13 protein-coding genes and 1 tRNA gene are annotated in these 13,928 nt (G+C 60.2%); 7 read left to right on the top strand and 7 right to left on the bottom strand.

What is annotated here, in order from left to right; genetic code table 11:
- Positions 1 to 33: 33 nt before the first annotated feature.
- Positions 34 to 303, bottom strand: a complete 270-nt coding sequence (gene rpsO, locus ACYVDM_RS04260) for a 30S ribosomal protein S15 (RefSeq protein ID WP_415789024.1) — start codon at positions 301 to 303, stop codon at positions 34 to 36.
- A gap of 251 nt (positions 304 to 554) precedes the next feature.
- Between rpsO and ACYVDM_RS04265 the strand changes: the two genes are divergently transcribed.
- Positions 555 to 1,073: a ParB N-terminal domain-containing protein gene (locus tag ACYVDM_RS04265; protein WP_415789026.1), complete on the top strand. Its 519-nt coding sequence runs from the start codon at positions 555 to 557 to the stop codon at positions 1,071 to 1,073.
- Positions 1,074 to 1,136: 63 nt separating this feature from the next.
- On the opposite strand, the gene pssA is transcribed toward ACYVDM_RS04265, so the two are convergent.
- The 4 genes from pssA to ACYVDM_RS04285 all read right to left on the bottom strand — a co-directional run bounded on the left by pssA (position 1,137) and on the right by ACYVDM_RS04285 (position 5,370).
- The gene (gene pssA, locus ACYVDM_RS04270; protein WP_415789028.1) at positions 1,137 to 1,910 is read right to left on the bottom strand and encodes a CDP-diacylglycerol--serine O-phosphatidyltransferase; all 774 of its coding nucleotides are present in this window, start codon (positions 1,908 to 1,910) and stop codon (positions 1,137 to 1,139) included.
- Between the two features lie 158 nt (positions 1,911 to 2,068).
- The gene (gene ilvC / locus ACYVDM_RS04275; protein ID WP_415789030.1) at positions 2,069 to 3,085 is read right to left on the bottom strand and encodes a ketol-acid reductoisomerase; all 1,017 of its coding nucleotides are present in this window, start codon (positions 3,083 to 3,085) and stop codon (positions 2,069 to 2,071) included.
- Positions 3,086 to 3,152: 67 nt separating this feature from the next.
- Positions 3,153 to 3,644, bottom strand: coding sequence for an acetolactate synthase small subunit (ilvN, locus tag ACYVDM_RS04280; RefSeq protein ID WP_415789032.1), 492 nt, complete (start codon positions 3,642 to 3,644; stop codon positions 3,153 to 3,155).
- A 10-nt stretch (positions 3,645 to 3,654) separates the two neighbouring features.
- The gene (locus tag ACYVDM_RS04285) at positions 3,655 to 5,370 is read right to left on the bottom strand and encodes an acetolactate synthase 3 catalytic subunit (protein WP_415789034.1); all 1,716 of its coding nucleotides are present in this window, start codon (positions 5,368 to 5,370) and stop codon (positions 3,655 to 3,657) included.
- A 461-nt stretch (positions 5,371 to 5,831) separates the two neighbouring features.
- Between ACYVDM_RS04285 and ACYVDM_RS04290 the strand changes: the two genes are divergently transcribed.
- Complete coding sequence (locus ACYVDM_RS04290) at positions 5,832 to 8,054, top strand: FUSC family protein (protein WP_415789036.1); 2,223 nt, start codon at positions 5,832 to 5,834, stop codon at positions 8,052 to 8,054.
- 80 nt (positions 8,055 to 8,134) lie between these two features.
- On the opposite strand, the gene ACYVDM_RS04295 is transcribed toward ACYVDM_RS04290, so the two are convergent.
- Both ACYVDM_RS04295 and yaaA read right to left on the bottom strand, forming a co-directional pair.
- Positions 8,135 to 9,346 carry an MFS transporter gene (locus ACYVDM_RS04295; protein WP_415789038.1) on the bottom strand — a complete coding sequence of 404 codons (1,212 nt, stop codon included), beginning with the start codon at positions 9,344 to 9,346 and terminating at the stop codon, positions 8,135 to 8,137.
- A 14-nt stretch (positions 9,347 to 9,360) separates the two neighbouring features.
- The gene (gene yaaA, locus ACYVDM_RS04300; RefSeq protein ID WP_415789040.1) at positions 9,361 to 10,131 is read right to left on the bottom strand and encodes a peroxide stress protein YaaA; all 771 of its coding nucleotides are present in this window, start codon (positions 10,129 to 10,131) and stop codon (positions 9,361 to 9,363) included.
- Positions 10,132 to 10,433: 302 nt separating this feature from the next.
- Between yaaA and ACYVDM_RS04305 the strand changes: the two genes are divergently transcribed.
- The 5 genes from ACYVDM_RS04305 (at position 10,434) to ACYVDM_RS04325 (ending at position 13,762) form a co-directional block, all read left to right on the top strand.
- Positions 10,434 to 10,523, top strand: a tRNA-Ser gene (locus ACYVDM_RS04305).
- Positions 10,524 to 10,685: 162 nt separating this feature from the next.
- On the top strand, positions 10,686 to 11,882 hold the full coding sequence (locus tag ACYVDM_RS04310) for a tyrosine-type recombinase/integrase (protein ID WP_415789042.1): 1,197 nt from the start codon (positions 10,686 to 10,688) through the stop codon (positions 11,880 to 11,882).
- A gap of 193 nt (positions 11,883 to 12,075) precedes the next feature.
- Complete coding sequence (locus ACYVDM_RS04315; protein ID WP_415789044.1) at positions 12,076 to 13,245, top strand: STY4528 family pathogenicity island replication protein; 1,170 nt, start codon at positions 12,076 to 12,078, stop codon at positions 13,243 to 13,245.
- 103 nt (positions 13,246 to 13,348) lie between these two features.
- Complete coding sequence (locus ACYVDM_RS04320) at positions 13,349 to 13,543, top strand: hypothetical protein (protein ID WP_415789046.1); 195 nt, start codon at positions 13,349 to 13,351, stop codon at positions 13,541 to 13,543.
- A 21-nt stretch (positions 13,544 to 13,564) separates the two neighbouring features.
- Entirely contained in the window at positions 13,565 to 13,762 is a 198-nt protein-coding gene (locus ACYVDM_RS04325) for a hypothetical protein (RefSeq protein WP_415789048.1), read from the top strand.
- Positions 13,763 to 13,928 lie beyond the last annotated feature (166 nt).

Consider the following 13,928-nt stretch of genomic DNA (forward strand, 5'->3'; position numbering starts at 1 on the left):
CACGGTTGTGTCATGGGGTGCCAACCCCGTCGATCACTTGCGCAGACCGAGTTTTTCGATCAGGGCGCGATACGATTCGGGCTTGCGACCCTTGAGGTAGTCGAGCAGTTTGCGACGGCGGCTGACCATGCGCAGCAGACCGCGGCGCGAGTGGTGGTCCTTCATGTGTTCTTTGAAGTGACCAGTCAATTCATTGATACGGGCGGTCAGCAGAGCCACTTGAACTTCGGGGGAACCGGTATCGCCCTGGGCGCGTTGAAACTCGGCGACGATGTCGGCTTTTTTAATGTCAGCTACGGACATGGAATGACCTCTTTGGACTGGCGGCAGGGCCGAGGTGCCCTACCGTGGGGTTATTAACAATGCGGTTATCAGCAATACAAATTGCTACGTTCGATGTTAATTTGCCCAGCTATGCACGATAGCCGGGCAAATAACGAAGACGATTATAGCCGATTCGCTAGAATTGCCCTATTCGGCCGCTCAAGGTGTTGTCTGGCCGTCCTATTTTGGCTCCGGCCCCCACTCGGCCGCCGCCGCATTGGAGAACCGCCATGCCACGTCCCTCCTACCGCTTGGCAAGCCGCGTCGCCGCGTTGGCCGCCGTGGGCGCACTGTCGGCCTGTGCCAATTTCAACCAGTTGCCGCCGAATACCCCGCTGGCCGACGTGACCGCGCAATTTGGCCACCCCAATTTCGAGTGCACGCTGCCTGACGGCGTGCGTCGCGTCATTTGGACCCAGCAGCCCTCCGGGCAATACGCCTGGGGCGGCAATGTCAGCGCCGACGGGCGCGTAGATCAGGTCGTGCCGATCTTGACTGACGCGCATTTCGAGGTGCTGCGCACCGGCACCTGGACCAGCGACCGCATCCTCTGCGAATTCGGTCCACCGGCAGAAATCTCGGAAGTCGGCCTGCCCAGCGTACGCCAGGTCGTCTGGGCGTACCGCTACAAGCAGTCGCAGGTCTGGAACTCGCTGATGTACGTGTACCTGGGCCGCGATGGCAACGCGCTGACCCGGTTTCATCCGGGGCCGGATCCCATGTACGACGAGGAACTGCCCTGGCGCTAAGGCGGCGTGGGTCCAGCGACCTATCGGCGCCGGCCCATCAGCGCGCCCCCTTGATTCGGGCCGTCACTCGCTGTGCGAACGGCGCCCTTGTTGAAACCGTTTGGCGCGATTCCAGCGCCAGGCCATGACGACCCAGCCGGACAAGCCATACAGGACAAACAGGCCGAACAGCACCACGGGGGGATCGCTGGACACAAACACGAATACAGCGACGACCAGCAGGATTCCCCAAAACGGCACGCTACGGCCCAGGGCAAAGTTCTTCCCGCTGAAGAACGAGGCATTGGACACCATGCTGACGCCGGCATACATGGTCAAACCAAAGGCGACCCAGGCCATCACGCCGTCTTGTAAGGGGAGCTTGTTGTCAATGGCCAGCCAGACAAAGCCCGCCACCAGCGCAGCAGCGGCCGGACTGGGCAACCCCTGAAAATAGCGCTTGTCGACCACGCCAATATTGGTATTGAAGCGTGCCAGCCGCAGGGCCGCCCCGGCCACATAGACAAAAGCCGCCAGCCAGCCCCAGCGCCCCAGGTCATTAAGTACCCACTCATACATCACCAGCGCGGGTGCCACGCCAAACGACGTCATATCCGACAAAGAGTCATATTGCTCACCAAACGCCGACTGCGTATTGGTCAGCCGGGCGACGCGACCATCCATGCCATCCAGCACCATGGCGACGAAAATGGCGATCGCGGCCGTCTCAAACTGATTGTTCATTGCCTGCACGACCGCATAGAACCCGGCAAACAAAGCCGCGGTCGTGAAGGCATTAGGCAACAAATAGATGCTGCGATGACGGTTTTCAGGGTCGCGCATAGAAAAATTGGACATATTTACAGAAAATGGCAACGAATAGCTGAGAGGTTAACTCATCCCGCGGGGCTTGAGTCGTGCGCAGGAGACAAAACAAATGCGGCATCCCCGCGAGGAGATGCCGCAACACAGCGCATCGGCCCACCCTCCCGGGCGAGCCGTGTGCAAAAGCACGATTAGTTCTTGGACTTGTCGACCAGCTTGTTAGCGGCGATCCAGGGCATCATCGCGCGCAGTTTGCCACCGACTTGTTCGATTTGCGATTCGGCGTTGATACGGCGACGCGAGGTCAGCGTGGGGGCGCCGGCCGCGTTTTCCAGGATGAACTTCTTGGCGTATTCGCCGGTCTGGATGTCGATCAGCGCTTGGCGCATGGCTTGGCGCGTTTGCTCGGTGACGATCTTGGGGCCGGTCTCGTATTCGCCGAATTCGGCGTTGTTCGAGATCGAGTAGTTCATGTTGGCAATACCGCCCTCGTAGATCAGGTCCACGATCAGCTTCAGTTCATGCAAGCACTCGAAATAGGCCATTTCGGGCGCGTAGCCCGCCTCGACCAGCGTGTCAAAGCCCGCCTTGATCAACTCGACGGTACCGCCGCACAGCACGGCCTGTTCGCCGAACAGATCGGTTTCGGTTTCTTCGCGGAAGTTGGTTTCGATGATGCCGGCACGGCCGCCGCCGTTGGCGCTGGCATACGACAGGGCGACGTCACGGGCGGAACCGGACTTGTCCTGGTAAACGGCGATCAGGTGAGGTACGCCGCCGCCTTGCGCGTAGGTCGAACGCACGGTGTGGCCGGGGGCCTTGGGAGCGATCATGATGACGTCGATGTCATCACGCGGCACGACTTGGCCATAGTGCACGTTAAAACCGTGGGCAAAAGCCAAAGCGGCGCCGGCCTTGATGTTGGCATGCACTTCGTTGCGGTACACCGAGGCAATGTTCTCGTCGGGCAACAACATCATGACGACGTCGGCGGCCTTGACGGCCTCGGCGACTTCTTTGACTTCGAGGCCGGCGTTGGCGGCCTTGTTCCACGAAGCGCCATCCTTGCGCAGGCCCACCACGACCTTGACACCCGAATCATTCAGGTTCAGCGCATGAGCGTGGCCCTGCGAGCCGTAGCCGATGATGGCAACGGTTTTGCCTTTAACGAGGGAGAGGTCGCAGTCTTTGTCGTAGAAAACTTTCATGTTGTACTCCGGATATATTTGAATTCAGGTTAATGCAGGGATAAGGGCAGATGGGACACCGGCCCCATCAGATTTTCAGGATCCGTTCGCCGCGCCCGATACCGGACACGCCGGTGCGCACGGTTTCAAGAATGGCACTGCGATCCAGCGCGTCGATGAATGCCTGCACCTTGTCCTGCGTGCCGGTCAGTTCAATGGTGTAGGTCTTGTCGGTCACGTCGATGATGCTGCCGCGGAAGATATCGGCCATGCGCTTCATTTCTTCGCGCTCTTTGCCGACGGCCCGCACCTTGATCAACATCAACTCGCGCTCGACGTGCGCACCCTCGGTCAGGTCGACGACCTTGACCACATCGACCAGGCGATTCAGGTGCTTGGTGATCTGTTCGATCACTTCGTCCGAGCCAACCGTCACCACGGTCAGGCGCGACAACGTCGCGTCTTCGGTGGGGGCCACGGTCAGCGTTTCGATGTTATAGCCTCGTGCCGAAAACAAGCCGACCACGCGCGACAGCGCGCCGGGTTCGTTTTCCATGAGCACGGAAATCACATGTTTCATGACCGCCTCCTTACAGGTCTTCGGAACCGAGCAGCATCTCGGTCAGCCCGCGACCAGCCTTCACCATGGGCCACACGTTTTCGGTGCGGTCAGTGATGAAGTCCAGAAAAACCAGGCGATCCTTGTGCTTCTTGAATGCTTCGCGCAATGCGGGCTCGACATCGGCCGGACGCTCGATGCGCAAGCCGACGTGACCGTAGGCCTCGGCGACTTTCACAAAATCGGGCAGAGAATCCATGTACGACTCGGAATAGCGCGAGCCGTAATCGATCTGTTGCCACTGCCGGACCATGCCGAGAAAACGGTTGTTCAGGCAAACGATCTTGGGCGTCAGGTGATACTGCTGGCAGGTCGAGAGCTCCTGGATGTTCATCTGGATCGAGGCTTCGCCGGTAATGACGGCGATTTCCGCCCCCGGGTTCGCCATCTGCACGCCCATGGCGTACGGCAACCCCACGCCCATGGTGCCCAGGCCACCGGAATTGATCCAGCGACGCGGCTTGTCGAACTTGTAATACTGCGCGGCCCACATCTGGTGCTGACCCACGTCCGAGGTTACAAAGGCGTCGCCGCCGGTGACTTCCCAGAGTTTTTCCACCACATACTGCGGCTTGATCACTTCGTCGGAGCCGGCGTACTTCAGGCATTCCTTGCCGCGCCAGGTCTCGATCTGTTGCCACCATTTGTCCAGCGAAGCCGGCTTGGCGTCAGCCCGGGCGGCGTCGTATTGCGCCAAGAGCTCGATCAGCACGTCTTTGACGTTGCCCACGATAGGCACGTCGACGCGCACGCGCTTGGAAATCGAGGACGGGTCGATATCGATGTGAATGATCTTGCGAGCGTTCTGGGCGAAATGTCGCGGGTTACCGATAACACGATCGTCAAAACGCGCGCCCACGGCCAGCAAGACGTCACAGTGCTGCATGGCCATGTTGGCCTCGTAGGTCCCGTGCATGCCCGGCATGCCGACAAATTGTCGGCTGCTGGCTTGCAGCGCGCCCAGGCCCATCAGCGTGTTGGTGCAAGGGGCGCCCAATTGCTCGGTCACACGTCGCAGCTCGTCCGATGCGTTGGACAGAATAACCCCACCACCGGCGTAGATCATGGGCCGCTCGGCGGCCAGCAGCATCTGCACGGCCTTTTTGATCTGGCCCTGGTGCCCCTTGTTGACCGGCGCGTACGAACGCATGCTGATCTCGCCCTTGGGCGGAGCATATTTGCATGGCTGCAGGCTGATGTCTTTGGGGATATCGACCAGCACGGGTCCGGGCCGCCCGGTACGGGCAATATAAAAGGCGCGGCGCATCGTATCGGCCAAGTCTTTTACGTCGCGCACCAGGAAATTGTGCTTGACGCACGGACGGGTGATGCCAACGGTGTCGCATTCCTGGAACGCGTCTTCGCCGATCGCCGCAGTGGGGACTTGCCCACTGATGATGACCATCGGAATCGAGTCCATGTAGGCCGTGGCGATACCGGTGACGGCGTTAGTCACGCCCGGGCCGCTGGTCACGAGACATACCCCGACCTTTTGCGACGCGCGCGAATAGGCATCGGCGGCGTGCACGGCGGCTTGCTCGTGACGCACCAGGATATGCTGAAACTTGTCTTGCTTGAAAATTGCGTCGTAAATGTACAGCACGGCGCCGCCGGGATAGCCGAAAACGTGTTCCACGCCTTCTTCGGCCAGGCAGCGCACGAGAATGTCGGCGCCTATGGTTTCCATGTTGTATTCCTTTCAGTACCGGCCCTGTTTTCCTGACTGTTGCACGCCCTGATACGGCAGCAACCGAACTGGCGCCAACGTCGACAACATGATCTGGCGCTTTGAGATTCACGGAACCTCGCCACCCAGACACCCTGCCGACCCGGCACGCGTTCGTCGGGAACGCAGCGCAAACGTCCCTGGGGGACGCTGGAGGTCGAAATGGAAGCTTTGGCAACACACGCTTGTGACGCGGCCAAACAGCAGATAATCACTGGGGCGGAACGCCTGGAATGTAGCCCGGGCGGCCCGCTTGCCTGAGCGCCGGTATCGGATAGGCAGACCGGCGCAAGAGAGCGAATTTACCGCGTTGCGGCATTGCGAGCAAATCGGGCGTTGGCATATTTCCCACAGTCATCCGGCCCCAAAACCCTCCACATGTTTCTATACTGGCGAAATCGCCCCTGAAAATGCCTCCGCTCATGGACTTTCGCATCGCCAGCATTCCCCGCTTTCTCTATAGCCATTACTTCTTTGGCGGCGTGCGGCAGGGCGTGGGCATGCTGTTGCCTGTGCTGATATTGGGTGGCGTGTTTGGCGAGTATGGCATTGGCCTGGTCGCGACCTTTGGGGCGCAGTGCCTGGCGATCATCGACCAGCCGGGCGGCCCGCAGCGACACCGTATGAACGAAATGCTGGGCGGCGCCCTGTTGGCGACCGCCGCGGTCACCATTACGGGAGCGGCCTCGACCTACCCGCTGTTGTTGTGGTTGGCGATTATCGCCCAGTGTTTCGTGTTTTCGATGTTTTCCGTGTTCGGCAAACGCGGCGGGCTGATCGGATTTGGCGGGATGCTGATCATGACGCTGACCATGCACTCCCCATTGGCGCCCGAACAAGTGCTGGCGCACTCGCTAGCGACGTTGGGGGGCGCCCTGTTTTACCTGGCCTTCAGCCTGACGTTCAGCCGTCTGCTCTGGCTGCGCGAAGAACGCCAGGCCATGTCGGTGGCGCTGTTTGCCACCGCCGACTATATGGCCGCGCGCAGCCGGTTTTATGACGAGACCACGGATCTGGACGATTCGTATCGGGCCTTGATTCAGTCGCAATCCATCATGACCGAAAAACATCAAGCGGCCCGCGACATTGTGCTGCGTACCCTGCCACGCGGAGGCGGGCATGGCGACAATGAACGGATCATGTTGTGGAACATGTTCGTCAACATGCTGCAGTTGCTCGATACGCTCGTCGCGTCGCATACGGACTATGCCCTGTTGCGGCGCGCGCTGGCGGGCCATGATTGCTTGCTCTTCATGCGTGACGCACTGGCCAAAATGTCGGTCGAAGTCGATCGCATTGCGCTGGATGTCTCTCGCGGCAAGACGGCGCAGCACCGCAGCAGCACCAAAGCGGAACTGCGCGCCATCGAGTACGAGATTGAGCAATTCAAGCAACAAGGCATGGGCGAACGCGAGCCCGAAACACTAGCCCTGATCGTGCAAGTCCTGCGACGCTTGCGCAATGCCTCGCGCATTGTAGGTAAGCTCGCCGATCACACAGCGGCACGCAGGGATGCCGAGCCCACGAGCGAACTGCGTATCGACAAATCCCTCACACAGTTCATGTCACGCCAGGAACTACGCCTGGGAATGCTCACCAGCAACCTACGCCTGGATTCGCCCTATTTTCGCTATGCGGTGCGCGTCGCGCTGGCCGCCGCCATCGCCTTGGGAATTGTTGGGCAACTGATCACGCCACAACTGTTTGCCGCCCATAGCTATTGGGTGTTGCTGACGATCATCATCATCATGAAGCCCGGCTTTGCGCTGACCCGCCAACGCAACGGCTGGCGTCTGATGGGCACGTTGATCGGCTGCATTCTGGCCTTGCTGATTTTCCGGATCACGAGCCGTCCCGAAGCTCTATTCGCTGTGCTGCTTGTGGCCTGCATCATGGGCAACAGTCTGCTGCAGCTGAACTACATGGCCAGCGCGATCTTTAACACGCTGTTCGTCGTGATGGTCTTTCACTTTGTCGCGCCGGGCACGGTGTCCATGGCGGTCATTGGCGAACGCGCGATCGATACCGCCTTGGGTTGCGCGATCGCCCTGATATGCAGCTACGTGCTGCCATGGTGGGAGGCACGCTATATGAAGCCATTGGCACGGGCGGCCACCAATGCCAACCGCGAATACCTGTCCACGGGCTTGCGCTATGCCGCAGCCATGCAGGCCGCCAACGCAGCGGGTACCCCCGTGGCCGAGTCATCCACGGCAGAGCCGACTGAGATTGCCTGGCGCCTCGCGCGCAAAAACGTGCATATCGCATTCAGCAACTACGCCGAAGCCTTCTACCGAATGATGAGCGAACCTCAATCACATCAATTGAATGTGCCGGAGTACAACAACCTGTTGATCCAGAATCACATCATGGCCTCGCAGATCACAGCGGCCATTCCGCTGCTGGCAAGCTTGAAAGAAACCCCCGCTGCGATGCAGCAGGCGCTGACCGGCATGGTGGATTTGCTGGATGACAAGAGCCCTGCACCGATCGACTTACCGAACCAATTCGATACGACGGGGGACATGGCCGCGCTGGCCTATCCACTAAAACAAATGTTGCGAGCGTCGACGCAAATACGGCGGGAAATGGCCGGGGTCGCCGATCCACCCCAAAGCCGGCCGGCGACGGCAGCCGCCGCATAGGCCGTTTATCGGGTTGCACCGGCCCAGCCCATGCCGACCCGTACATGGCTGGGCCACTCGCGACCGAGCAAGGCACCCCCTCAGCGGCGGCGGTGCGCGCCTGGCCAAAAATACCAGACCGCCGCGATGACTTGCAGCGCCAGCACAACGCCCCACGCCGTCACATGCGCGACGGGCGGATAGACGCCGCCCTGCCCCGGCCACCAATCCACAACCCACCCCATGCCGACCTGACACGCAAAGATGATGAGGAACATCACCAAATTGGTCGTCGACGCGACGCGCCCCAACAACTCTGGCGGGAACTCGCCCGCCAACAATGCGTAGACCAGGATATTGGCGGATCCAAACACGCCATAGCAGACCCAGAGGATTTCGAGCGGAATCGGCGCACGCAACACGATCAAGGCTTGCGTCAAGAGATACAGCAGCAGGCATACGCCACCAAATCCATACAGCCCCAAGCCCCAGCGTTCCATACGGCGCGCCATGATGCCCAGGCCGACGTTGCCCGCCATCATGGAAAAACCCAACAGCGATACCAACCGGGCGGCATGCTCGACATCGACCCCATTGACGTCAGTCAGATAGGGACGCACCCAGAGAGACTGCACGCCGTAATACACACCACCGGCCATCGCGGGCAGAGACACCAGGCGCCAATACCGCGCGTCGCACAGCAAGGCCCAGGTGCCCCGCAACTGCGAGGCCAGGCTCGGCGCTTGGCGGTGACGAGTCCCCTCGCGCGGTGCGCCAAACCAGATCAGTACGGACACGACGACGGTCACGACCGCCAAGCCCATACTGATCACCTGCCATGACGTATAACCCAGCGCCCAGGAGAGCGGCGATCCGACCAGCACGCCGCCGAGGCCTCCGATGGCCATTACCAAGCCATTGATCATGGGCAAACGCGATAACGGGTGCGTTTGCGCCAGCGCCTGAAAAGCCGCCCCCAGACACACGCATACCCCCGCGCCGATCAGCAACCGCCCCACCATCAGGCCAGCCAGAGAGTCGGACAATCCATACACCAGGGTACCTGCCGCGGCCACCAGCAGCATGATCGCGTTGACCCGCCTTGGCCCCCAGGTATCCAGGAAAATCCCTGCGGGAATCTGCATCAGCGAAAAGCCCAGAAAATACAGGCTCGTCAACGTACCGAGATCCGATGCGGACAGATGCAGCTCTTGGGTCAGAATCGGCCCAAAACCAATATTGACCCCGCGGAACAGGTACGAAACCAGGTACCCCAGCGAGAAAAACAGAAAGACGCGCAGTCCGGCAGACATCAATATGCCACGCGTTAAATCTTGCGGCGAAACACCAGTTTGTCGGCGCTGGACACCGAGGCGTCGTAAGCGTAGCCCTCAACGTCGAACTTGCGCAGGCCTTCGGGTTTGGAGACCTTATGCTCGATGGCATAACGCGCCATCAACCCGCGCGCATGCTTGGCATAAAAGCTGATGACCTTCCAGGCGTCGTTTTTCCAGTCCTGAAACACGCACTGCACGATGCGCGCCTTCAGTACCGATTTATCAACGGCCTTGAAGTATTCCTCCGATGCCAAATTCACCACAACGGGTGTTTTTTCGCCAGCCAGCCGTTCGTTCAGATAATCGGCAATCGTGCTGCCCCAATACTCGTATAGATTTTTGCCTTTGGACGTTGCCAGGCGGGTACCCATTTCCAGACGATACGGCTGCATCAGATCGAGCGGACGCAGCACGCCATACAGGCCACTGAGAATGGCCACGTGCTCTTGCGCCCACGCCAGACGGGCCGGTGACAAGCTACTGGCTTGCAAGCCCTCGTAGACATCGCCATTGAATGCCAACACCGCTTGACGCGCATTGTGCTGCGTGAATTTACGCGTCCACGCGCCATAACGGCTGACGTTCAACTCGGCCAGGGCCGGGCTGAGACTCATCAGACCAGAGACCTCCGATGCCGACAGCTTTTTCAGACCTTTGATCAGCCCCGCTGCCTGGTCCACGAACAAGGGTTGCGTGTGGGTTTCGATATGAACCGGCGTGTCGTAATCCAATTTTTTGGCAGGGGAAAGCAAGAACAACATATGCCAAAGCTCCTTGATCTGATCTTATAGAAAGATATTTTGTGTGAATGCTTAACGTGCCGTCCGGCCGCCCTTGAGCGATTGCACTGTCTTGTCCACCAATCGGGTTGCAACCAGTTGGCAAGACCGGGCTCAAGTTTACCTGCCCAACCCGGGACAACCCACCTGAGCCACACCCGCATTGGGGGTATACCTACGCTTGTCTTCTTCCAAAATTTTCAGGTACAATACTTGGCTTTGCTGCTCTACGTATATCGGCGCGCGACCATGGTGCCGTTTGATCAAACCCGTACAGCACCGCCGGAGAGGTGGCAGAGTGGTCGAATGCGCCGGACTCGAAATCCGGTATACGTTTAGGCGTATCGTGGGTTCGAATCCCACCCTCTCCGCCAGTTTAAGTTCTACAGAAATCCATAGAAGTCCACAAAACCCGCATGAACACTAGGTTCTGCGGGTTTTTTGTTATCTGGACATCCAGGCTGATCTGTTGACAGCTACAAGACTCTGACGGTATGTTGAACGGTATCTGAACGACCGTCAGGAGAGATACCGTCATGGCGTTATCGGATATCACCGTACGGCAGGCCAAGCCGAAGGATAAGCCCTATAAATTGGCTGATGGTTCCGGGCTCTATCTGCTGGTCAACCGGGCGGGCAAGTATTGGCGCTACGACTACCGCTTCGGCGCCAAGCGCAAGACCGTGGCCTATGGGGTGTACCCGGTCCTGACCCTGGCGGCAGCGCGCGATGTACACCTTCAGACCAAACGCCAGTTAAAGGCCGGTATCGATCCGATGGCCGAGCGTCAGGAAGAACGTCAGGTGGCCAGCCTGACGTTTCGCAAGGTGGCGCAGCAGTGGCGCGAACAGTGGAAAATCGGCAAAACCACGAAACACGATACCGATGTTTGGCGACGCCTGGAGATTGACGTTTTTCCCGCCATTGGCGACAAGCCCGTCACGGAACTGACTACTGCCCATGTGCGGGACTGCGTAAAAGCCATCGAACAACGCGGCGCACTGGATATTGCCAAGCGGCAATTGCAGAAATGCAGCCAGATCATGCGCTATGCCGTAGCCCACGATATTGCCGAGCGCAATCCGGTGGCCGATGTGCAGCCGGCAGATATTCTGCCCACCCGCAAAAAACGCAACTATGCCAGGCTGGACGCTAAAGAGCTGCCGCAATTGCTTGGCGACATTGACAATTACGTGGGCGGCGAACATACCCGGCTGGCACTGCAATTGATGGTGCTGACGTTCGTGCGCACATCCGAACTGATCGGCGCAACATGGAGCGAGTTTGATCTGCCTGGAAAGCGCTGGAATATTCCGGCTGAACGGATGAAGATGCGTACGCCCCACATCGTGCCGCTCAGTCGCCAGTCCATTGCTGTGTTGAAAGCGCTGCGGGCGCTGTCCTTCGGGCGCGATTACGTCTTTCCCGCCGATACCGGCAAGCCCACGCACATGAGCAACAACACGATTCTTTACGCGCTGTATCGCATGGGCTATCGAGGCCGCATGACCGGCCACGGTTTTCGCGGCATGGCGTCCACTATTTTGCATGAGCAAGGCTGGCCTCACGCCCACATTGAACTGCAATTGGCGCATCAGGAGCGCGATGACGTGAGCGCCGCCTACAACCATGCGCTGTATCTGACGCCCCGGGCGAAGATGATGCAGGCCTGGGCGGACCACGTAGGTAGGCTGCGTATGAGCAAGGTCGTCGCTATGCGCACGGCGGGTTGATACTTGCTGCTCGTAACGAGTGCGGTGGAAAAATGGATCCGTGAACGGGCCAGCCCTCGAGGTGATAACCGTGCGATCTACGCACCGATCAATACGGGTATGGAGCAGATCGCATTGTCGCCTGACCTGTCAGCGAGACTGCGATGAGATGGGAGGTAACGGGCCGCTGTGGCCCGACCTTTGGAGGCTTCTCATGTCAGACCATCATCATCACCACTACGACCCACCGGGGCACACTGCCCTGTTTGCCACGCCCGCCGCACTCATGCTCGATACCCGGCTCACGCCGCTGGAGCGCAATGCCTGGCAAGTCCTGCGCATGCTACGCGGTGCCGACGGTGTGAGCCCACTGGCGAGCCTGGGGCAATTGCGCCGCTATCTGACCACCACGCCCTTGGGGCTGCGTGCGGGCTACCTGACCGCGCGACGCGTGCTCGTCGTGCTGCGCCTGACCGGTTGGATCAGCCTGGTGGGGCAGCAGCGGGACCCCATGACGGGCCATGTTCTGAGCGAGCGGTATCAGGTGCATGAGCTCGCATTGAGTTTTGCACAGGCCTGCGAGCGGGATGCTGGCTTGGCGCAACTGTTGCACGAGTCCGTCGACGGCGAAGACAACCAGGTGGATCGCGTCGCCATGCACATCCGGGAAACGTTGGAGCAAACGCCCACGGCGAGCGATAACGACGCTCGCAAGCCGAGCCACGACGACGAGCCGCCCGGACCCATGTCGCCATCGCCAGCGGACCAGGACGCTGCCCAAACACCGGCGTTGGAGGATTCCGTCAGCAGCATGGAGAGTCCGCTGCAGACCGGCCACGCCCACCAGATGCCGCCTGAGCAAGACAGTACGTATAAGACGTATATGTATAAAAAACGTACGTACCGCGCACGCGCGTATAAGGAGGGCGGCTCGGTATCCTCCCCTGTGGCCTTGCCGCCTTGCCTGAGGAACGCTAAAACCGATCAGCAAAAAGATGTGCAGGCCGCCTTGCGTCGGCTGCCGCCTACGCATCGCCAAGAGGTGCTGGACGAACTGCAGGCACGCAGCCAGAGCGGCACCGTGCGCAATGTCATTGCTTACTTTTTTGGCCTGATCAAGCGGGTGCTTGCCGGAGAATTTCGCTTGTGGGCGGGCCGCAAGGCGGAGCAACCCGCCAGCCTGCCACAACAGCCCGGTGCGAGTACAACGGCGGCGACCCCGCGTCTGGGCACCCGTCCAGAGCCACCCATGCAGCCCGCATCGCGCGAAACCGCGTTTGCGTACCTCGCTCACCTGCGCAAGACGCTGAATATGCCGGAGCATGCGGGCGAGCTTGCCACGCAAGTGGTGCAGGCCAAGGGCTGGCGGCCGCGTCCTGCCTAGGGCTCGGGCCTTGACCAAGAGGCGCGGCCTCTTGGAACACCGTTCTCGCCGAAGGGCAAGGGTGCGGGGGGACAAACATCCCCTGCACCCAGCCGACAGGCTGATGCGCTGCGTGGGCGCCAATGGTGCGCTTACGCCGGGTGCTCACCCGTTCGGAGCTCGCCTGCGGCTGCGCGCCGCTGCGGCTTGTGCGCCCGCCATTGACCCCCACTACGCGCCGGCTGCCCTGGCCGATGCACGCCATCTGTGTGGAGGCTGCCGCAGTGGCTTTGCACGCAAGCTGCCTGTGCAGGCGTGACATGGGAACCATGGCATCCCTGTGCAGGTAGCCGACAAGGCCGAAGGCCGCGTCAGTGCCGCAGGTAAGGGGCTAGCGCGAACGCTGCCGCAGCGCTTTTTGCCGCAGCACGGCACCGATGCCGCGACATGGGCCGTCACTGCACGCCGCAGTGACGGCCCCACGCACCCCAGCAACAATACGGGCAAAACCGAATCCTATTGTGTGCGGCATACATGATGATGGCTGTCCTACACTGACCGGACAGTTGCCAAGACCGATGGGCTTCATACATCGGCCCCCCCAGCAGCGCGGGTTCCTTCAAGCGCTGGCCCGTCAGGGCGGAACCCACCCAGGTATGCCCAGGCTCCTGCTGCATACCGGCCCCTACCCATGGGGCGGAGCC

Source organism: Bordetella tumulicola (assembly GCF_054779135.1).

Bases quoted from the DNA above. Each gene is read 5' to 3' on its own strand.
- ilvC (WP_415789030.1), bottom strand. From the start codon at position 3,085: ATGAAAGTTTTCTACGACAAAGACTGCGACCTCTCCCTCGTTAAAGGC.
- rpsO (WP_415789024.1), bottom strand. From the start codon at position 303: ATGTCCGTAGCTGACATTAAAAAAGCCGACATCGTCGCCGAGTTTCAA.
- ACYVDM_RS04315 (WP_415789044.1), top strand. From the start codon at position 12,076: ATGTCAGACCATCATCATCACCACTACGACCCACCGGGGCACACTGCC.
- ACYVDM_RS04285 (WP_415789034.1), bottom strand. From the start codon at position 5,370: ATGGAAACCATAGGCGCCGACATTCTCGTGCGCTGCCTGGCCGAAGAA.
- ACYVDM_RS04265 (WP_415789026.1), top strand. From the start codon at position 555: ATGCCACGTCCCTCCTACCGCTTGGCAAGCCGCGTCGCCGCGTTGGCC.
- ilvN (WP_415789032.1), bottom strand. From the start codon at position 3,644: ATGAAACATGTGATTTCCGTGCTCATGGAAAACGAACCCGGCGCGCTG.
- ACYVDM_RS04290 (WP_415789036.1), top strand. From the start codon at position 5,832: ATGGACTTTCGCATCGCCAGCATTCCCCGCTTTCTCTATAGCCATTAC.
- pssA (WP_415789028.1), bottom strand. From the start codon at position 1,910: ATGTCCAATTTTTCTATGCGCGACCCTGAAAACCGTCATCGCAGCATC.
- yaaA (WP_415789040.1), bottom strand. From the start codon at position 10,131: ATGTTGTTCTTGCTTTCCCCTGCCAAAAAATTGGATTACGACACGCCG.
- ACYVDM_RS04295 (WP_415789038.1), bottom strand. From the start codon at position 9,346: ATGTCTGCCGGACTGCGCGTCTTTCTGTTTTTCTCGCTGGGGTACCTG.
- ACYVDM_RS04310 (WP_415789042.1), top strand. From the start codon at position 10,686: ATGGCGTTATCGGATATCACCGTACGGCAGGCCAAGCCGAAGGATAAG.
- ACYVDM_RS04320 (WP_415789046.1), top strand. From the start codon at position 13,349: ATGCGCTGCGTGGGCGCCAATGGTGCGCTTACGCCGGGTGCTCACCCG.